The sequence below is a fragment of the Streptomyces sp. NPDC045470 genome (assembly GCF_040646595.1).
Classification (GTDB): Bacteria; Actinomycetota; Actinomycetes; order Streptomycetales; family Streptomycetaceae; genus Streptomyces.
Map to the genome: position 1 here is coordinate 166208 of NZ_JBEZAN010000016.1, position 19795 is coordinate 186002.

A 19795-nucleotide genomic window follows, 5' to 3' on the forward strand; every position below is an offset into this window, starting at 1 on the left:
CCGAAGCGTGACGGTGACGACGATGGGCCCGACCCCCCTGTTCGGGGTGCATCCGACACCACCCTCGGCAGAGGTTAGGAATACACTCCTTAGGAGTGCGCTCCTAAGGAGGTCCCCGTGTCGCGTGACGCAGCAGTACGCAAACCGTCACTCGTCTTCGATCGCGGCGCCGAGTGGGAGGGGCTCGCCGCCTTCGTGCGCCGGCCTCTGGCGCACGCCATGCTGGGGATCGTCAGCGGCAGACGGCGGATGGGAAAGACGTATCTGCTGCGGGCCCTCGTCGAGCAGTGCGGTGGGTTCTACTTCGGGGCGACGGCCGGGACGGAGACCGAGTCCCTGCGCCAGTTCAGCTCCGCCCTGGCCGAGCACGCGGGTTCGCCGGTGCCCTTCTCCTTCGCCACCTGGGACGACGCGATGTCCTACCTCTTCGGGCTCGCCGCCCCCGGGAAGCGGGCCGAACCGTTGCTCGTGGTCATCGACGAATTTCCGTACCTGGCGAAGGTTTCCCCGGAGCTGCCCTCGCTCATCCAGCGCGAGATCGACCGCTGCCAGGTCGAAGAGAGCCGTATGCGCATGCTTCTGTGCGGCTCGGCCACGTCGGTCATGGGCGGTCTGCTGGCCAGTACGGCGCCGCTCCGGGGGCGGGCACAGCTCGAACTCGTGGTCCGGCCCTTCGGGTACCGGGCGGCCGCCGACTTCTGGGGGGTCGGTGATGAACCGGCGCTTGCGGCCAGGCTCCACGCCGTTCTCGGGGGAACGCCCGCGTACCGTCGCCAGTTCCTGGCGGACGACGTTCCGGCGGGCCTGGACGACTTTGACGACTGGATCTGCCGTACGGTCCTCTCGCCGTTCAGCCCGCTCTTCCGGGAGGCGCGCTACCTGCTCGCCGAGGAGACGGACATCCGCGACACGGCGCTCTACCACTCGGTTCTCGCCGCGGTGGCCCAGGGCAACACGACGCGAGGGGGCATCGCCGGATACATCGGCCGCAAGTCCGTCGACATCTCCCACCCGCTCAACGTCCTGGAGGACAGCCATCTCCTCAGGCGCGAGGCGGACGCCTTCCGGCCCGGCAAGTCGCAGTACCGCAGCACCGAACCATTGATCAATTTCTACGAGGCGGTCATGCGGCCGGCGTGGGCGCAGTTGGAGAGCGGCCAGGCCGCGGAGGTCTGGGCCCAGTCGGCCGAGCGGTTCGCGGCACAGGTGGCCGGACCACACTTCGAGACCGTGTGCCGGGAGTACGTCCTCGGGTCCGGGCGGTCCCTGCTCGGTACGGCGCTGGGACAGATCGGCAGCGGCGTGGTGACCGACCCGAAGGCGCGTCGGCAGATCCAGGTCGACGTGGCGGTGGTCGAGCCCGGGTCGGGAGGCACGAGGCCGTCGGTCTCTCTGCTCGGGGAGGCCAAGTGGGGCACGGTCATGGGACTGAACCACCTGGAACGGCTCGGCCGGGCCCGGGAGATACTCGCCGGACGAGGCATGGATACGACCCGGTGCGGGCTCGCGTGTTTCAGCGCCGCCGGGTTCAGCGACGCCCTGCGTGCCGAGGCCGAACGAGGGGACGTCCTGTTGATCGGCCTCGACGAGCTTTACGGACGCGCACAGCCGAAACCGCTCCTGTTCTGATGCACCGGGCGCGGCATTCGCTTTCGTGACGCGAAGCGGGGCCTTCGGTCAGGGGCGGGAGTGAGAGCGGGAGCGGCAGAGGGCGGCGAGTTGGTGGGTGCGTTCGGCGCGGAGGTGTTCGGCGGCCGGGTCGGGTGGCGGTGAGTCGCCTCGGCAGGGGCGGCAGAGGCCACCGGGGAGGGCTTCGGGGCGGCCCGGTACGCCGCACTCGGTGCATTCCAGGATGCGGGCGGGGGCCTGGGAGGGGGCGGTTCCGCCCGGTGGGGGGAGGGGCGGGGCCGGGGGGAGTTTGGCGGTGAGGCGGGTGCGGGCGATGGCGCCTGCGGAGTACACCTCGGGCGGCAGGCCGGCGGTGAGCGCGGTGACGAGGTGGGCGCTGGACACGCCCCGGGCCAGCCACTCGGCCGCGTGGCCTTCGAGTGCGGCGCATTCGGCGGCGGAGAGGATCATGCGGGGGTCGGCGGTGCCGAGGGCGGCGAGGGCCGCGTACGCCGGGGAGGGGGCCGGTGGGGCCGGGAGGGGGTCGGCGGGCACCGTGCGGCGGGAGGACGGCGGTCGCTCGTCCGGTTGAACCTGCGGGAGGGGCGGGGACGACGGCTCCGCGGCCGGGGTCAGGGCCGGGGACGGGTCCGGGGGCGAAGGTGGCGGGGCGGGTGACTGTGCGGGCGTGCCGACGGTCAGGAAGTGGTGCCACCAGGTGTCGTCGCGGGCGGTGCGGGTGAAGTACGTGCGGTAGACCCACTGGGAACGGCCGTTGCCGACGGTCTCCTGGACGCGGCGCAGGTGGCCTGCCGTCGAGAGGCGGGTGAGGGCGGAGCGGACGGCTTGCTGGCCGTAGCGGGGCTGTGCGGCGGCGAGGGTTTTGACGTCCATCGCGGCGCCGTCCGGGAGCCGGTCGATGAAGGCCCCGAGATACGCCTCGCGTTCGGGGAGGTGGGCGAAGTCGCCCCGACGGGAACGTGCCTGGTCAGGAGCGCTTCGCTTGCCGTAGCCGGCGGCGGCTTCGGGGTGTGGGGGTACGGGCGCGCAGAGTGCCGTAGTAGGTTTGGCGTCAGCCACGAGATCGCTCTTTCCGATCTTGGAGGTCAGACCCCGGTTCGGTGTTGGTAGCACCAGCCGGGGTTGCTTATTGCTCGCAACGCGCAACCGCTGCTCGCTGTCGCGACGGTAGAGCCTCGCGACGCTCGGTGGCAAGCCGGTCACGAGAAGTCATTCGCGCTGGTATGCGCGGGGGTTGGGAGGGCGGGCGGGTTGTCCCAACCCACCCGTTCCTCAGAGAAGGAGCTCGACGCCCGACGCCCGGAGCTCGGGTCTCAAGCGACGGAGGTAGCGGCGAACCCTATGAACGCCTCCCAGGCGTGGGCGGGGATGGCGAGCTGTGAGCCGGTCGCGTCCTTGGAGTCACGGACGCGGACGCCGTGGGGGTGGACGGCTACCTCGACGCAATTTGCGCCTTCATCGTCGCTGTAGCTCGACTTGACCCACAGACACACAGCGCTCACAGCTTCTCCGCCGCCTCTCTGATGAATTGCATCGATTCCTCCGCACTCAGGGCTTGCATGCGGATCACGCCATATCGCTGAGTGTGGTCGCTGACCTTGTCAGCAGTGCCGCACAGGACGCTTGTGCCTTGCGCCTCAGTGTACGAGTAGAGATTGTGCTCAGCAGTCTCCAGCAGCACCAACGGGCCGCTGAGTGCGGGGTACGCCGGGCGCCCCTCAGGCAGCACCTGCACGGAAACATTCCGCAATTCGGCCACCTCCAGCATGTGGTACATCTGGCGCTGCATCACTGTTGCACCCCCCACCATGGTCCGCAACGCGGCTTCGTAGACGATGAAGTTGAACAGCACCGTAGGGTTGCTCGTGAGCATTTCAGCGCGTCCCAGCCTGCTCGTGACTCGGGTATCGACCGTCTCGTCATCCAGTGGCGGGCAACGACCGCTGATCAACGCCCGTGCGTACTCCTCGGTCTGAAGCAAGCCCGGGATGAGGAGGCTTTCGTACGAGTGCAGCGCGATGGCGTCTTTTTCAAGGGCCATGAACTCGTGGCTGCGCTCCGGATGCTTCTCCGGCTTCAAGTACTCCTGCGCCGCCTCCAACAGGCCATGTGCCCCGCACATCTGATCCGCAACCTGGAGCAGGCGCAGCGTCGGCCTCCGGCGGCCCTGTTCCATGGACTTGACGTACTCGGCGTCGTAATTCGCCTCGTCGCCGAGCTCCTCGCGGGAAAGTCCCGACTGAGTGCGCCACAGTTTGATTTGGTTCCCGCAGTAGCGCCATGCCATGGGCGGCTGCGAAAGTTCGTTGGGCACCTTGCCCGCCTTTCTCCGGCACGACCGGTACAGCCTGGTGCGTACCCTTGTCGCGGCTGCTGACGGTACGCCCGCGTCGACAGGCTCGGGGTTGTGAACGACGGAAATTCCCCCCTCCAGAATGAATGGTGGCTGCCGCGCCACCCCCGGAGCGCGCGGCGGGCGCGTAAGTACCTGCGTGAACTCGCGGAGGTGTGGCAGTTGCGGGCCGAGGCGACCGATACCGCCGTGCTCATGCTCAGCGAGCTGACGGCCAACGCCTGTGTGCATTCACGTGCCCCGCGCGGCCGTTACGTACGGGTGCGGTGCCTGCTCCACGCGGGACGGCTCCGTATCGAGGTGTCCGACGCCGGTTCCGCGATGCCCGAGCCCCGGGCGGCGGGCTTCTACGACGAGGACGGACGCGGGCTGGCGCTGGTGGCAGCGCTGGCGGACGAGTGGGGGGCGTATCCGCGTCCGTACGGGATCGGAAAGGTCGTGTGGTTCGAGCTGGGAGACTGCCTCGGCTCGGCGCCACTGCTCCGGGAGACGGCGGATGAAGTCCAGTAGCGGGGTGCGGAACGCCTCGCCCATCGCTGGGACTTCTGCGCCGTGGCGTGTGCCGGGGCGGGGGCCGGGGGATGCTTTCCGCCCGCGCACGCCACGATCACTGTCGCCGGTGGTTTCCCGTGTGCCGCCGCTTCCGCCGTCAGTGCCCGGGCATGGTTCCAGAGCCGACGAAGCGACGGGTCCCTGCTCAAGGTGGTGAACTCATGTCGCGTCCACCTGACATGGCCGCCCCCGAGCCCGGACCGGGAAACCAACCGTGCCCGTCCCCGTTCCCGATGCCCGCACCGGGCAGTGTGGGCCCGCCGCCGGAGTACGCGGTGCTGCGCCGCAGTTGCCCGCTCGCGCGCGTCGCCACTCCGTTCGGTGCTCCGGCGTGGTGCGTCACCCGCTACGACGACGTGCGGAAGCTGCTCGCCGACGACCGGTTCGTCCGGCCGACCATCGACGACTGGCCGCTCGACGCGGACGTCACCGCGCGTGGGCCCGGCCTGGTCACCATGATGGAACTCGACGGGCCACGGCACGCGGCCCTGCGCCAGGCGCTGGCGGAACCGTTCAGTGTCCGCGCGACCCGGCAACGGCGGCCGTCCCTCCGCGCCACCGCCGACCGCCTGTTGGGGCCGCTCACCGCCGACGGGCCGCCCGGCGACCTCGTGAGCGGCTTCTGTGAGCCCTTCCCGCTGCTGGTGGTGTGCGAACTGGTGGGCATTCCCTATGCCGAACGCGCGACCTTCCTCGCCGCGGCGGACGCCGCGCTCGGCGCGCTGGTCACCCTGGCGGAAGGCCGTGAGGCCACCCACCAGCTACGTTCCTACATGTCCTCGCTGCTGGAACGTCACCGTCGCGCGCCCGGCGGGGACATTCTCAGCTCCCTCGTCGAGGCCGGTGAGCGCGGCGCGGTGGACGAGGAGAGCGTGCTGTCCTTCGGACTGTCGATGCTCGTGGCCGGTTACCGCACCACCACCATGTTCCTGGCCAACGCCGTACTGGCCCTGCTGACCGAGCCGGACCAGTACGAACGGCTGCTGGACGACCGCGCGTTGCTGCCCACCGCGGTCGACGAACTCCTGCGCTTCCTCCCCGTACAGAACGGCGTCATCGTCCTCCAGGCCCGGGAGGACGTCGCGGTGCACGGGCACACCATCCGCGCCGGCGAGGCGGTACTGCCCGTACTGGCCGCCGCCAACCGCGACGAGGGGACATTCCCGGAGGCGGACCGGCTGGTGCTGGACCGGCAGGCCAACCCCCACCTGGCCTTCGGGCGGGGCCCGCACAACTGCATCGGCGCCCACCTGGCACGTGCCCAGTTGAGCGTCGGCCTGGAAGCCCTGCTCGACCACTTCCCCCGGCTCCGCCTCACAGGTCAGCCCCCCACCTGGGAGGACCACTCGCCCGTACGGTCACCGCTCACCCTGCCGGTGACCTGGTGACGTACCGCGGGCCCCGGACGCCAACGCAAGCACAGGAAGGAAGACACCTCATGTCGTCGGATACCGCGCGCCCCGAAGAGTTCGATGTCGTCGTGGTCGGTGGCGGGCCCGGCGGTTCCACCACCGCCGCCCTGGTCGCCATGGCCGGACACCGCGTCCTGCTGCTGGAACGAGAACACTTCCCGCGCTATCAGATCGGGGAATCCCTCCTGCCCTCGACCGTCCACGGCATCGGGCGCCTCCTGGGCGTGGACGGCGTCCTGCGCGAGGCCGGATTCATGCGCAAGGGCGGCGGCACCTTCCGCTGGGGCACGTCCCCCGACCCATGGACGTTCTCCTTCGCCGACTCCCCCGGCCTCGGCCCGTCCATGGGCTACGCGTACCAGGTGGAGCGGACACGGTTCGACGCGCTGCTGCTGAATCACGCCCGGCAGGTCGGGGCCGACGTACGCGAAGGCTGCACCGTGCGGCACATCCTCCGCGCGGACGGCCGCGTCCACGGCCTGGCCTACCGCACACCGGACGGCTCGGCGGCCGAGGTCCGCGCCCGCTACGTGGTGGACGCCTCCGGCAACACCGGCCGCCTCCACCACGCGGCCGGGGGCGAGCGGGTGTACTCCCCGTTCTTCCGCAACATCGCGGTCTTCGGCTACTTCGAGAACGGACGGCGGCTGCCCCCGCCGAACCAGGGCAACATCCTGTGCGCCGCCTTCGACAGCGGCTGGTTCTGGTACATCCCGCTCAGCGACCGCCTCACCAGTGTCGGCGCCGTCGTCCACCGCGAACACGCCGACCAGGTACAGGGGGACCCCGAGCAGGCGCTGTCCAAGCTGGTGGGCCGGTGTCCTCTCGTACGGGACCACCTGGCCGACGCCCGGCGCGTCACCGAGGGGACGTACGGCACCGTTCGGGTCCGCAAGGACTACTCCTACTGCGACACGCGGTTCTGGGCGCCGGGCGTCGCGCTGGTCGGCGACGCCGCGTGCTTCATCGATCCCGTCTTCTCCTCCGGCGTGCACCTGGCGACGTACGCCGCCATGCTGACCGCCCGCTCGATCAACACCGTCCTGGGCACCGGGATGGACGAACGCCGGGCCTTCGACGAGTTCGAAGCCCGCTACCGCCGCGAATACACCGTCTTTCACGACTTCCTCGCCGCCTTCTACACCATGCAGGCCCCGCGAGACGCCTACTTCCGGCAGGCCCGCGAGCTGACCGGCGGGCAGGCGGGCGCGATGGCCTCCTTCATCAACCTGGTGGGCGGACTGGCCTCCGGCGACCGGGCACTCACCGACGCCGAGCAGGTCACCGACCGTCTCGGGACCGCCGCACGGGTGCTGGACGCATCCGCCCACTGCTACCAGGCGTCCACGGACGGCGACCCGTGGGACGAGAGCCCCATGCTCGGCGAGACCTTCGCACAGAGCGACCTGCTCGCCGAGCAGGGAGCCACCGGCGGCAGCTTCGCGGAGACGGCCCCGCAGCTCCCGGGCGGCCTGGTCGCCACCGCGGACGGCCTCCACTGGGCGGAGCCCGGCCCGCTCGCCGGTTCCCGCCCCGCCGGTACGTGAACGAGCGGCCGTCTACCGCGAAGCCGCCTCCGTCAGACCAGCCGCCGGGCCGTGGCCCACCGGGTCAGCTCGTGCCGGTTGGAGAGCTGGAGCTTGCGCAGCACCGCCGAGACGTGCGACTCGACCGTCTTGACCGAGATGAACAGTTGCTTGGCGATCTCCTTGTACGCGTAACCCCGGGCGATCAGGCGCAGCACCTCGCGCTCACGCTGGGTGAGCCGGTCCAGGTCCTCGTCCACCGGCGGGGCGTCCGTGGAGGCGAACGCGTCCAGCACGAAGCCGGCCAGCCGCGGGGAGAAGACCGCGTCGCCGTCGGAGACCCGGAAGACCGCGTCGACCAGGTCCGTACCGGTGATGGTCTTGGTGACGTAGCCACGGGCGCCGCCGCGGATGACGCCGATGACGTCCTCGGCGGCGTCGGACACGGACAGCGCGAGGAAGCGCACCGGGCGCTCGGGGTCGGCCATCATCGAGGCGGAGCGGCGCAGCACCTCGACACCGCCGCCGCCCGGCAGGTGCACGTCCAGCAGGACGACCTCGGGGCGGGTGGCGGTGATGACCGTGACGGCCTGGTCGACGTCGGCGGCCTCGCCGACGACCTCCACACCGGTCTCTTCGGTACGGCCGATCTCGGCCTGGACGCCCGTACGGAACATCCGGTGGTCGTCGACGAGGACGACGCGCACCGTGCGGGCGGGGCCGCCGGTCTGGTCGTCCTGTGCGGCGTCACTGTTCATCTCGTCCGTCCGTCCCTTGTCGGCGTTGGCTGCGGCGGTGCCACCTCATCATCCGTCATCCTTCCTCCGGCAGGCGCTCCGCCTCCAGCTCGACCACGGTGCCGCCGTCCGGCGCGGAGCGCAGCCGGGCCGTGCCACCGTTGCGCTGCATCCGGCCGATGATGGACTCCCGTACGCCCATGCGGTCGCCGGGCACCGCGTCCAGGTCGAAACCGGGGCCCCGGTCCCGTACGGAGACGAAGACCGCGCGGCCCTCCACCTCGGCGTACACCTGCACGGCGCCGCCCTCGCCGCCGTACTTGGCCGCATTGACCATCGCCTCGCGCGCGGCCTGCATCTGGGCGCCCAGCCGCTCGTCCAGCGGGCAGTCACCGACCACCACGACCTCGATCGGCACCCCGTGGTGGTCCTCGACCTCGGCCGCGGACTTGCGCACCGCCTCGGCGAGGGTGTCCGGCTCCTGCTCCTCGTCCTTCCCGCGGCCCTCCGGCTTGTAGAGCCAGGCGCGCAGTTCGCGTTCCTGGGCGCGGGCGAGGCGGGCCACCTCGCGCGGTTCCTCCGCGTTGCGCTGGATCAGGGTGAGGGTGTGCAGGACCGAGTCGTGGACGTGCGCGGCGACTTCGGCCCGTTCCTGCGCGCGGATGCGCATCAGGCGTTCCTCGGACAGGTCCTGCGTCATGCGCACCAGATACGGGCCCGCGAGCAGCGCGATACCGACCAGGACGGCGAGGGCGGCCTGGAGCACCGAACCGAGGTGCCGGACCGAGCCCTGAAGGACGACGATGCCGGTCACCCCGACACCGACCAGGACCACACCGGCCGCACCACGCACGACCGGCAGCACCCCCTTGCGGCGGCCCATCTCCAGCCACTGCGCGCGCCGCGCGTTGTCCGCCTGCCGCCAGACCAGCGCGACGCCCGCGCCGATCAGCAGGATCGGCCACACGTAGGCATTCGCCCGGCCCAACTGGAAGCGGGACGCGACGAGGGCCGCACCGGCGAGCAGGGTGAGCAGCGCGAATATCTGCCCCTTGTCGGCCTTCCGGCCGCCCGCCACCCGGCCCTTACGGCCCCACGCCAGGCACCCGGGAGCGGAGACGGACGCCTTCGCGCGCGCCGCGTCCACGCCGCCGACACCCAGCGGCACGATGAACCAGAAGGCCGCGTACAGCAGCGCGCCCATGCCCTCGGCCATGAACAGCGCGACGAACACGACCCTGACCCAGGACACCGGCAGCCCCAGATGCCCGGCCAGCCCGCGCGCGACACCGCCGAGCATCCGCCCGTCGGCGCTGCGGTACAGCTTGCGCAGGGGCGGGTCGTCGGGGTCGGGCACCGGGGCGTAGCTCGCCTCGGGCCGGGTCGGCGCGGTGGTCATGACACCGATAGTCACACGTGGGGCGGCTGCGGGGCATCAGGGTCGACCCTGACGGCACCCCTAAGCGTCGGTGACTGTGGGTGTGGGTGGGGTGGGGCTTTCGATACGGGGGCGGAGGTGGGACGGGTGCCGGGTTCAGGTACCGGGGCGGGGGCCGGGCTCGGACACCGGGGCGGGTGCCGGGTTCGGATACGGGGTGGGCCACGGCCGGAGCCGGTGACAGGGCGCCCCGTACCCGGGGCGTCCCCGGGCGGTCCCTCGCCGTCCCGCTACTGCTTGCGTTCCTCGGGCAGCTCCAGCCCGGCCAGGACGTTGTCGAAGACCTTCTTGTACCGGCCCCATTCGGCGTCCGGCGCGGAGAGGTAGACCGCGTACTCCTTCTCGCCGGGCCGGCCGAACCCCAGGTCGATGGCCCGGAAGTCGCGCTTGCTGCCCGCCCACCGCCACTCCCACAGCGCGGCGGGCCGCCCGCGGAAGACCGTGTCCTGCATCCGCAGCTGCTGGTATCCGGGGAACTTGCCCTCGCTGAGGGCGTTGCGCTCGTTGTCCTTCCAGTGCTGGAGCGGGTTCGCGCTCGCGAAGTCGAGGACCTCGATGCGCAGGCCGACCAGTTGGTTCGGGTTGAGGTAGGTGGAGCCGTTGCCGTTCGCCTGCCGCTGGCGGGTCCAGCCGTCGGGCACCGGGACGGTGACGTCGGCCGCCGGGTCCTTGACCCAGTGGTACCCGTCCGGCAAGGGCCGCGGGGTGGGCTTGGCGCTGGGCTTGGAGGGGGCGGGCGTCGGCACCTCGGTCTGCGGGGTGCCGCCGTCGGACGCCTGCGCGTCCCCGCCGCCCGGTCTGAAGCCGAGGGCGTACAGGGTGCCGCCCGTGACCGCCAGTACGGCGACGACGGCGACCGCGCTCAGCAGCAGCGTGCGTCCGCGCTTGCGCTTCTTGCCGGAGTCGGGGACGGCCGGGTCGGTCGTCGTGCGGTGGACCGGGGAGGTCGGGCCCTCCACGGGGAACGCGGCGGCCGCGCCGCCCGTGGTGGCCATGCTGCCGGTGACGGCCGTACCGTCCGCGGCCGGGGCCGCCGGGTGGTACGCGCCGGGAAGCGAGGGCGGCGACTGGGCCGGGACCGGTGCCGGTGCCGCGTACGGGTTGCCGGGGGCCGGGCGCGGGGTCGTGCCCGGGTTCGGGTGCGCGGCCGAGGAGCCCGTGGCCGTACGGGGGTCCTGGACCGGTGACGTCATGCCGCCCGTCGCCGCGGTGCCGCTGCCCCCGGCGGTGTCCCCTTCGCCCGCCACGCCCGGCACACCCGGATTGCTGCCCGATGTACCCGATATGCCAGGGGCGCCGGTGGCACCGGGCGTGCCGGACGCTCCCGACATGCCCAGCCACGCGGTGTCCGTGTACGCGGTCGGTGTGCGCAGCGCCTGTTCCACGGCCTCGGCCGACGGGCGGTCCGCGGGCTCCTTCGCCAGCAGCGCCTCGATCAGCGCGGTCAGCGGACCGGCGTTGCGCGGCGGGTCCAGCGGGTCGACGGCGATCGAGTACGCCGTCTCGACCGCGGTGAGCTTGCGGAACGGGGGCCGCCCCTCCATCGCCTGGTAGAGCGTGGCGCCCAGCGCCCACAGGTCGGCCGCCGGACCCGGCGTATGGCCGCGGACCCGCTCGGGGGCGAGGTAGTCGATGGAGCCGACCAGTTCGCCGGTCTTGGTGAGGGTGGAGGTACCGGTGGCGACCGCGATGCCGAAGTCCGTGAGGACGACCCGGCCGTCCTCACCGAGCAGGACGTTGCCGGGCTTCACGTCACGGTGCAGGACACCGGCGGAGTGCGCGGCCCGCAGCGCGGTGATCATGCCGCGGCCGATCCGGGCCGCCTCACCCGGCGGTACCGAGCTGTTCGCGAGCGTGGCCTCCTTGATGACGTCGCCGAGCGTCACCGACGGCACGTACTCCATGACGATGCAGGGCAGACCGGCGTCGTCGACGACATCGTGGACGCTGACCACATTGGGGTGGTTGATACGGGCGGCGGCCTGCGCCTCGCGGCGGGTGCGCTCGTTGCGGCGGGCCAGCTCGTCGGCGTCCAGTTCCGGGGAGACGTGCAGCCGCTTGACCGCCACCTGGCGGACGAGCAGTTCGTCGTGGGCCCGCCAGACGGTGCCCATACCGCCTCGGCCTATCTCCTCCACCAGGCGGTACCGCCCGGCGACCAGTCGCCCGTCGTCCACCGCCGCCTCCGTCACCGCGCCGCGCCCCTTCGGTTCCCCCCGTACACGTGTCCGGCGCAACGATAGTCGTCCGCCGGCCGTCCGCAGAGGGGCGGGGCGCGATCATCGGACACGTACCGGGACATCCGTCCCCCAACCGGAACCCCACCGGAACCGGGCCGGAACCCGGCCGTGAACCCAGCGGGGATTCCGGCGGGGATTCCAGCGGTGATCTCGGCTTCGGGGAGGGGTCAGTCGCGCTCCGAGCCGATCCGCACGCTCCGGCTCCCGCCGTCGGAGAGGAACGCCGCCAGCGCCTCCCCCTCCTCCCCCACGGCCGCGCGCTCGGCCGGGGAGAAGCGGCGCAGCGGGGAAACCGTCACGGTGCCCTCCCGGGCCGTCCAGGTCGCGGCGACCCGGCCGTCCACCAGGACGACCCGCTCACCGGCGACGGACAGGCCGCGGTGGGCGTCGTCGATGATCCGGCCGCGGTCCTGGTAGCCGAGGATCGCGTTGTCGAAGGCGGGCAGGAACCGCACCGGAGCGGGCGTTCCGGGGTCCGGGCGCGGCGCGTCGGGGAGGTCCAGCAGTTCCCGGCCGCGCTCGTCGCGGAAACCGACCAGTTCCTCGCGTACGGCGGCGACCGCGCGCGGCAGCCCGGCCAGACCGCACCACGCGCGCAGGTCGGCGGAGGCGGCGGGGCCGAAAGCGGCCAGGTAGCGGCGTACGAGGGCTTCGCCCACGGGGTCGGAGGCGGCGGGCGCACCGGGGACCGGCCTTCCCGTACCCGTGCCGTCCGGTGCCGGCGGGGCGGGTTCGCGGCCCAGCCACGAGGCGAGCGGCACATTCCGTACGCCTGCCTTCGTACGCCACAGGCCGCGCGGCGGCAGTTGCACCATCGGGATGAGCGCCGCGACCAGCATCTCCCCCAGCGGCCGCGGCCCCGGGCCGGGCCAGCGGCCGGCGACGGCCCGGGCCAGCTCGGGCATCGAGCGGGGCTCGCCGTCGGCCATGACCGCGCGGCCCGCCGCGGCGAGTTCTTCGAGGTCCACCCCTTCCAGCTCGCGGCGGTAGGTCCCGAGGACCCGCTGCCGCAGCATCGCGTCATGGCGGCCGCGCCAGGCCAGGACGTCGTCGGCGGTGAGGAGGTGGACGGTGCGGCGCATGAGGTGGGTGCGGACGACGTGGCGTCCGGTCAGCAGGTCGCCGAGCTGCGCCGGGGCGAACGCGGACAGCCGCGACCAGAGGCCGACGAACGGTTCCTGCGGCTCCTGCGCCTGGAGGCCGCACAGGTGCGCCACCGCGTCGAGGGCGGGCAGGTCCGCGCGGTCGAGGAGCAACTGCCGGGCGAGCGTGGCCCGGTTGAGCGCGCGGGTGTCGAGAACGGTCATCTGCTTCCTCGCCTTGTGCGTGCGGGCTCTGGGAGTGGTCTCGGAGCGGCTTCGGAGGTGCCCTCGGGAGCGGCTTCGGGAGCGGTCTCGGAGCGGCTTCGGGAGCTGCCAGGTCTGCGCGGATTCTTGGCCCAGCGGCCCCCACCCTGGCGTAGGTGGAGGACAGGTTGTGTCCTCCACCCGAGGCAGGATGGGCGCCATGCAGAAGACATCGGCGCGCCTGCTGTCCTTGCTCTCGCTCCTCCAGGCACGCCGGGACTGGCCGGGAGCGCTGCTCGCCGAGCGGCTGGGCGTCAGCCCGCGCACCGTACGCCGCGACGTCGACCGCCTGCGCGAACTCGGCTACCCCATCGCGTCGGCCAAGGGCCCCGACGGCGGATACCGGCTCGACGCCGGATCGGACCTCCCCCCGCTCCTCTTCGACGACGAGCAGGCCGTCGCCCTCGCCGTCGCGCTCCGGATCGCCACCACCAACGGCGCCGGTGTCGAGGACGCCGCGGCGCGCGCCCTGCACACCGTCCGGCAGGTGATGCCCGCACGGCTGCGCCGCCGGATCGACTCCCTCCAGGTCACCGCCGTCGAACCGCCGAACGCGCGGCCGAACCCGCAGGTCGACAGCGGCGTCCTCATGGCGCTCGGCGCGGCGGTGCACGCCCGCGAAGTGCTGCGCTTCGACTACGTACCGGTGTCGCCACCGGAGAACGGCCGGGGTGACGAGGGCCCGCCGCGCCGGGTGGAGCCGCACCACCTCGTCACCTGGGCGGGCCGCTGGTACCTCGTCGCCTGGGACCTCGACCGCGCGGACTGGCGCACGTTCCGCGCCGACCGGATCGCCCCGCGCACCCCGACCGGCCCCCGCTTCGCCCCGCGTGAGCTGCCCGGAGGCGACGTCGGCGCCTTCGTCCTGAACAGGTTCCAGGGCGCCGACGGCGGTTCGGGCGGCTGGCCCTGCCATGGCGAGGTGATCCTCGCCCTGCCCGCGGACGCCGTGTCCCGGTACACCCGGGACGGCATCGTCGAGGAGCTGGGCCCGGACCGCTGCCGGCTCGTACTGGGGTCCTGGTCGTGGACCGCGCTGGCCGCCGCTCTCGGCAGGTTCGACGCCGACATGGAGATCGTCGGGCCGGAGCGGCTCCGGGAAGCCTGCGCACGCCTGGCCCGCCGTTACACCGCCGCCGCGGGCGGTACACCCGGTGGCCGTCCGCGTACGCGTCCGGTCCCCTGACCTGAAGGCCGTCCGCCGCCCGCCCCACCAGGGCGATCTCAGGGACCAACCAGGGTTCCCACGGATGCCGTCCGCCCGACCCGCTTGCCACCATGGGCCCATGAACGATGCCGCGCCCGCCGAGGAGACGACGGGCCCCGCCGGGGCCACGTCCGACTCCGCAGGCACCCCGCCGCCCGCCGACGCACCGGGCCGCCAGGCTCCGCAGGTCCCCCTGCGCCGCAGCCGACGGCACAAGGTGGTCGCCGGTGTGTGCGCCGGGCTCGGCCGGCACTGGGGCCTGGACCCGGTGATCTTCCGGATCGTCCTGGCCGTACTGGCGGCCTCCGGGGGCATCGGCCTGATCGCGTACGGCTTCGCCTGGCTGCTCATCCCGCAGGACGGCGACGACGAGAACGAGGGCCGCAAGCTGCTCTCCGGCCGCGTCGAGGGCACGGCACTGACCGCGCTGCTCTTCGCGCTGGTCGGCTGCGGCTACTTCCTGACCTCCCTCGCCAACCGCGGCGTGCTGACCTTCACCGTCATGCTCGCGCTGGCCGTGGGCGGCTCGGCCTACTGGTCGCGGCAGCGCCGCGCGGAAGGCACGGACGGCCCGGGAACCACCGCCCCGGCCACCGCGCAGGCCGTCGTGGACGCGCCGCCCGAGACGACGGCGCCGCCCACCCGGAACACCCCGTCCTGGTGGCGGGACCCGCTCTCCAAGGAAGGGACGGCCGGCGTGGGCTACCTCTGGGGACCGAGCGACACTCCGTACGGACACGAGCAGGCGCACGCCGCACACGGGACGGCCGGGGCGGTGGGCCGGCCCTCCGGCGCGACCGCGTGGGCCGGGCGCGAAGGGCCGTCGGCCGGCCCACCGGTCCGGCGCCGCCGGGCGGGCCGGCCGATCGGCGGCTGGACGTTCCTGCTGGCACTCGTCGCGGGCCTGGCGACGGGCGGGGCCGCCGCGGACGCCCACCCGCTGAACACCGCCCTCGTCGCCGGGCTCTCCGCCGCACTCGTCGTCTTCGGCCTCGGCCTGGTGCTCAGCGCCTGGTGCGGACGGACCGGCGGCGGCACGGTCTTCATGGTCGTCCTGACGTCCCTGCTGCTGGCGGGCGCCTCGGTCATGCCGGACAACATCACCGCCGACTGGCGCAACCGCGTCTGGCTCCCGATGGACACCGCCTCCGTGAGGCCGAGCTACGAACTCGGCGCAGGGCGCGGAGAGCTGGACCTGAGCCACGTACCGTTCAAGAACGGACAGACCGTACGGACCAAGGCCACCGTCGGCGCCGGGCAGCTCAGCGTGACCGTGCCCGACGGCGTCACCGCGCGGCTGCACATCGACGTGAAGCTCGGCGACGTCCGGCTGCCGGGCGAGACGCCGGAGGACTTCAACCTCCAGGCCGACCAGGACCAGACCGTCACGCTGCCCGCGACGGGCCTGAAGAAGGGCGAGAAGCCGCACGGCACGCTCGACCTCGACCTTGAGGTGGGCGCTGGACAGGTCAACGTGGAGCGGGCCGCTCCGCAGTCGGGGGAGCAGTCGGAGAAACAGTCGGCGGGAGAGCGCCGAGCAGCGGAGCAGCAGGCGGAAGAGCAGGACACGGGAGAACAGCAGACGGGAGAGCAGTCGTGAAACGCCACCGCTTCGAGCCCGCCCGGCTCCTCACCGGCCTGACCGCGCTGGGCGTGGGCGGCGCCTACGTGGGCGAGGCGGCCGGAGCCTGGGACCTGCCCGGCGCGTTGCCGGTGCTGGCCGTACCGGCGGGCCTGTGCCTGTCGGGCATCACGGCGGCCGTCTGGGCGGCCGTACGCCGTCACCGGGCGGCTCCGGCGGGAGACGGCCGGGAGTAGCGGCCGGGATCAGCGTGTTCAGGGCCCGTTGCCCCGAAGGCCGGTGAACCGAGGAGGCGGGCTACGGCAGCCACTCACCCGAACAACTGCCGCCCCTGCCTGCCGCGCCGCGCCGCCAGGGCCGCGTCCAGGGACAGCATCGGTGCCCCGGCCAGCACCAGCGGCAGCCACGCCATCAAGTACGCCAGGTCGTTGCCGTAGTAGTACGGCTCGGCCGACCAGCTCACGGTGAGCCACAGGCTCAGCGAGATCAGTGCGCCGCCGAGCGCGGCGACCCGGGTGAACAGCCCGGCGAGGGTGCCGATGCCGACGGCCAACTCCCCGGCGGCGATGGCGTAACCGAAGCCCGCCGGGTTCTTCAGGGCCAGGTCCACCAGGGCGGGAGCGGCCGAGGTGTCCCGTATCTGCCGCATCAGCTCGCCGACCGAACCGGCACCGGTGGAGGCGAAGAAGGCCGGGTCGGTCAGCTTGTCCAGGCCCGCGTAGACGAAGGTCACGCCGAGGAAGACGCGCAGCGGCAGCAGCGCGTACCGCGCCATCGCCTGCCGCGGGCCGCCTCCCCTGCCCGCCCCGGCCCCGCCCAGGCCGCTGCCGCCGACCGCACGATCCGCATGAGACATGGCGTCCCGCCTCTCCGTCGTCGCCGGACGCGGACGATGGGGTGCCCGCGGCCAGGTGTTCCACGAAGGGTACGGACGGCGGCTCATCCGGCGTTCAGCGCGGCGCGCCGGTGCGGTACGCCGGCCGGGCGGGGGTCGATGCCGTACACCGGTGCGGCGGGCTTCGGCCTCGTACACCGGTCGAGCGGGCTGCGGTCCCGTACGCCGGTCGAGCGGCTTCGGCCTCGTACGCCCGTCGAGCGGTCCTCAGTCCTGTACGTCGATCGTGTAGGCGTTCGTCTCCGCGCCCGCCGCCGTGACGACCCTGATCTCCACCCGGCCCGGTTCGACGTCCGCCGGTACGGGCACGGTGAGCACGCCGTCCGTCGGATTGCCGAACCCGCCGGCGACCGGCACCAGCGGTACGTGCACATGGACCGCGCCGATCCGTACGACGGTGCGCGCCAGCAGGTCCGCGCCCTGCGCACCCGGCGGCACGAAGCCGGTACCGCGGATCTCGATGTCGTCGCCGATACGGATGGGCGCGGCCAGGTCGCCCGGCTCCCGGGCCCGGACGACCGACAGCACGACCGGACGGCCGCCCTCCGCGTACTTGCCCGCCACGTACGTCACCGCGCCCACCACCACGACGACGGCGAACGCCCACGGCAGGTCCGGCAGCCGGGACGGGTCGCGGGCCAGCCGGACCACGGCGAAGGACACGGCGGCCACGTTCAGCAGCAGGAACTGGGTGTCGGTGAGGCTGCCGCGCCCCGCGTCGTCCGTGAGCAGGTCGGCGGCGCGCGGCCGTTCCGCGCGCACCTTCTGGAGGCGCCGCCCCTGGATGCGTACGGCGACGACCCGGCGCACCAGCACCGCCACCGCGCAGGTCACCGCCAGGACCGTGAGCAGCCCGGCGCCGCGCGGCAGTTCGAGGCCGTCCACCAGCGCCTGGCGCGCGTCCGCGTCCGTCACCAGCGTCAGGTGGACGGCCTGCACGAGGACGGCGTACGCCACCAGCAGCAGCCAGCCCGCCGCCACCGTGCGCGAGGTCGAGAGCCGGTTGTCCTCACCGATCAGCGGCGCCAGCAGACCGCCGCGCGCCCGGTGGCGCCATCCCGCGCCCGTCAGGGCCAGCGTCAGGACCACCGCCGCGGCCAGTCCCGCCGTACGCGGCGCCGTCCAGCCCGTACCGATCGCGGTGACCGCCTGCATGATCACCAGCACGGCGATCCCGGCCCACAGCACCAGCAGCGTGCGCCGCCACACCGCGTCCAGCCAGGACGCGCCCTCGGCGGCGGCGCGCTCGGCGACCGCGCGGGCCGACAGCGCCAGTTCGTCGGACACCCACTGCCGCGCCGCGCCCGCCGAATGGGCCAGCGCGGCCGGCACACCGCGGCCCGCGGCGTACTCCTCGCGCAGCGCCACGAACGCGGCGACCGCCCTGCGATGCCCCTCGCGTGCGCCGCGCGGGCACTTCCCGCAGGTGCAGTCACCGCCGTAACCGTCCGCCCCGGCCGCCACGGGCGGGCCCGCCGCCGTCCCGGGCCCCGAAAAGCCCTCGGTCCCTCCGGGCGATCCGGACGCCCCCGTCGTCCCACCCGCCGTCTCCACCGACACGTCCGCTCCGCCCAGCCACCAGTCGCCGCCAACTCCACCGTACTGAGAGGAAATTGTGCCGCACGTGACGAGGGCGAAAAGCCGGGCGGGCGGCTTTACGGGCGGTGACGGGCCCGGCGGAGCGGTGACGGGCGGTCCGGCAGGTTGACGTGGGGCCGTACGGGGGTCGCGCGGGGGCCGTACGGACGCCACGCCGGAGCCGAACAGAGGCCGCGCGGAGGCCGTACGGGCTCAGCCGAGCAGGTCCGGTTCGCTGCGCGTCATCTGCTGGTACAGCGGCTGGTAGTTGATCCACGCCACCAGGTCGTTGCCCAACTGCTCCCGCGTGTGCACGGCGTTCGCGTGGTCGATCAGTACGGGCTTGCCGGCGGCCCGCGCGGTCAACTGCACCTGGCAGGAACGCTCCATCGTAATGAACCACCAGGCCGCCGCGTCCACCGAGTCGCCCACCGTCAACAGGCCGTGATTGCGCAGGATCACGGCCTTGTGCGGGCCGAGCGCGACCGCGATCCGCCGGCCCTCCTCCTCGTCCACCACGACGCCCGTGTAGTCGTCGAACAGCGCATGGTCCTCGTAGAACGCGCACACGTCCTGGGTGATCGGGTCCAGCAGCTCGCCGAGGGTGGACAGGGACCGGCCGTACACCGAGTGGCTGTGCGCGGCGGCGACCACGTCCGGGCGGGCCCGGTGGACCTGCGCGTGGATCGCGAACGCCGCCTGGTTGACGTGGTGGCGGCCCTCGACGACCTTGCCCTCGTGGTTGACCAGGATCAGGTCGCCGACCGTGATGTGCTTGAACGACATCCCGAACGGATTCACCCAGAAGCAGTCGGTGAACTCCGGGTCCCGGGCGGTGATGTGGCCCGCCACCCCCTCCTCGAACCCGAACCGCCCGAAGAGCCGCAGCGCCGCCGCGAGGCGTTCCTTGCGGTGGCGGCGCTCCTCCTCGACGGTCGCGTGCTGCGGCGGCAGGGCGAAGTGCAGTTGGTCGGTGGGGACCGGGGTGGGGGCGGAGGCAGGGGTGGTGGCGGACGGGGTGTTCGTGGAGGTCGGGGTGGACGGCGTGGGCTCGGACATGGCGGCTTCCTCCTGACGCGCGTACAGCTCGCAGCGGAAGCTACCTGCCGGTAGTAGAGGTGAACAGGGGGTGGCACCGCTTTTCCGTCCCGGCTCGCCACGGCCGCGTGGGCGTTAGCGGGGTGTTAGCGGTGCGGCAGCCCGGCGCCAAGGCCGGTGGACAGAGTGGGTGACGTACCGAGGAGACCACGGAAAACCGACCGCCCCGGGGGGCCCGCCATGACCGCCACCACCACCGCCC

At 72.8% G+C, this 19795-nt stretch carries 17 protein-coding genes; 7 read left to right on the top strand and 10 right to left on the bottom strand.

The window, feature by feature from the left end:
- Nucleotides 1-117 precede the first annotated feature (117 nt).
- Complete coding sequence (locus tag AB0A97_RS32640) at nt 118-1629, top strand: ATP-binding protein (RefSeq protein WP_361156756.1); 1512 nt, start codon at nt 118-120, stop codon at nt 1627-1629.
- 48 nt (nt 1630-1677) lie between these two features.
- Here AB0A97_RS32640 and AB0A97_RS32645 read toward each other — a convergent pair whose 3' ends face one another.
- From AB0A97_RS32645 to AB0A97_RS32655, 3 genes are all read right to left on the bottom strand, one after another.
- Nucleotides 1678-2688: a MarR family transcriptional regulator gene (locus AB0A97_RS32645; RefSeq protein ID WP_361156759.1), complete on the bottom strand. Its 1011-nt coding sequence runs from the start codon at nt 2686-2688 to the stop codon at nt 1678-1680.
- A 254-nt stretch (nt 2689-2942) separates the two neighbouring features.
- Nucleotides 2943-3131 carry a DUF397 domain-containing protein gene (locus AB0A97_RS32650; protein ID WP_361156761.1) on the bottom strand — a complete coding sequence of 63 codons (189 nt, stop codon included), beginning with the start codon at nt 3129-3131 and terminating at the stop codon, nt 2943-2945.
- Nucleotides 3128-3916 (bottom strand): helix-turn-helix transcriptional regulator, encoded by a 789-nt coding sequence (locus AB0A97_RS32655; RefSeq protein WP_361156815.1) that lies wholly within the window; start codon nt 3914-3916, stop codon nt 3128-3130. Before AB0A97_RS32655 ends, AB0A97_RS32650 begins: the two co-directional genes overlap by 4 nt.
- Before the next feature lie 120 nt (nt 3917-4036).
- Here AB0A97_RS32655 and AB0A97_RS32660 point away from each other — a divergent pair, with 120 nt between their 5' ends.
- From AB0A97_RS32660 to AB0A97_RS32670, 3 genes are all read left to right on the top strand, one after another.
- Complete coding sequence (locus tag AB0A97_RS32660; RefSeq protein ID WP_361156764.1) at nt 4037-4492, top strand: ATP-binding protein; 456 nt, start codon at nt 4037-4039, stop codon at nt 4490-4492.
- A gap of 203 nt (nt 4493-4695) precedes the next feature.
- The gene (locus AB0A97_RS32665) at nt 4696-5922 is read left to right on the top strand and encodes a cytochrome P450 (protein ID WP_361156766.1); all 1227 of its coding nucleotides are present in this window, start codon (nt 4696-4698) and stop codon (nt 5920-5922) included.
- Nucleotides 5923-5972: 50 nt separating this feature from the next.
- Nucleotides 5973-7493 carry a tryptophan 7-halogenase gene (locus AB0A97_RS32670; RefSeq protein ID WP_361156768.1) on the top strand — a complete coding sequence of 507 codons (1521 nt, stop codon included), beginning with the start codon at nt 5973-5975 and terminating at the stop codon, nt 7491-7493.
- Between the two features lie 32 nt (nt 7494-7525).
- On the opposite strand, the gene AB0A97_RS32675 is transcribed toward AB0A97_RS32670, so the two are convergent.
- From AB0A97_RS32675 to AB0A97_RS32690, 4 genes are all read right to left on the bottom strand, one after another.
- Nucleotides 7526-8230, bottom strand: a complete 705-nt coding sequence (locus tag AB0A97_RS32675) for a response regulator transcription factor (protein ID WP_361156771.1) — start codon at nt 8228-8230, stop codon at nt 7526-7528.
- Nucleotides 8231-8285: 55 nt separating this feature from the next.
- On the bottom strand, nt 8286-9608 hold the full coding sequence (locus tag AB0A97_RS32680) for a PspC domain-containing protein (protein WP_361156774.1): 1323 nt from the start codon (nt 9606-9608) through the stop codon (nt 8286-8288).
- 269 nt (nt 9609-9877) lie between these two features.
- Nucleotides 9878-11824: a protein kinase gene (locus tag AB0A97_RS32685; RefSeq protein ID WP_361156777.1), complete on the bottom strand. Its 1947-nt coding sequence runs from the start codon at nt 11822-11824 to the stop codon at nt 9878-9880.
- Nucleotides 11825-12054: 230 nt separating this feature from the next.
- Nucleotides 12055-13194, bottom strand: coding sequence for a winged helix DNA-binding domain-containing protein (locus AB0A97_RS32690; RefSeq protein ID WP_361156779.1), 1140 nt, complete (start codon nt 13192-13194; stop codon nt 12055-12057).
- 199 nt (nt 13195-13393) lie between these two features.
- On the opposite strand from AB0A97_RS32690, the gene AB0A97_RS32695 reads away from it, so the two are divergent.
- The 3 genes from AB0A97_RS32695 (at nt 13394) to AB0A97_RS32705 (ending at nt 16258) form a co-directional block, all read left to right on the top strand.
- The gene (locus AB0A97_RS32695; RefSeq protein ID WP_361156782.1) at nt 13394-14419 is read left to right on the top strand and encodes a WYL domain-containing protein; all 1026 of its coding nucleotides are present in this window, start codon (nt 13394-13396) and stop codon (nt 14417-14419) included.
- A 100-nt stretch (nt 14420-14519) separates the two neighbouring features.
- Entirely contained in the window at nt 14520-16040 is a 1521-nt protein-coding gene (locus AB0A97_RS32700; RefSeq protein ID WP_361156784.1) for a PspC domain-containing protein, read from the top strand.
- Complete coding sequence (locus AB0A97_RS32705; protein WP_361156786.1) at nt 16037-16258, top strand: hypothetical protein; 222 nt, start codon at nt 16037-16039, stop codon at nt 16256-16258. Before AB0A97_RS32700 ends, AB0A97_RS32705 begins: the two co-directional genes overlap by 4 nt.
- 74 nt (nt 16259-16332) lie before the next feature.
- Here AB0A97_RS32705 and AB0A97_RS32710 read toward each other — a convergent pair whose 3' ends face one another.
- The 3 genes from AB0A97_RS32710 to AB0A97_RS32720 form a co-directional block, all read right to left on the bottom strand.
- The gene (locus AB0A97_RS32710; RefSeq protein ID WP_361156817.1) at nt 16333-16797 is read right to left on the bottom strand and encodes a DoxX family protein; all 465 of its coding nucleotides are present in this window, start codon (nt 16795-16797) and stop codon (nt 16333-16335) included.
- A gap of 327 nt (nt 16798-17124) precedes the next feature.
- On the bottom strand, nt 17125-18381 hold the full coding sequence (locus AB0A97_RS32715; protein ID WP_361156819.1) for a hypothetical protein: 1257 nt from the start codon (nt 18379-18381) through the stop codon (nt 17125-17127).
- 327 nt (nt 18382-18708) lie between these two features.
- Nucleotides 18709-19554: a class II aldolase/adducin family protein gene (locus AB0A97_RS32720; protein ID WP_361156788.1), complete on the bottom strand. Its 846-nt coding sequence runs from the start codon at nt 19552-19554 to the stop codon at nt 18709-18711.
- Between the last annotated feature and the right edge of the window lie 241 nt (nt 19555-19795).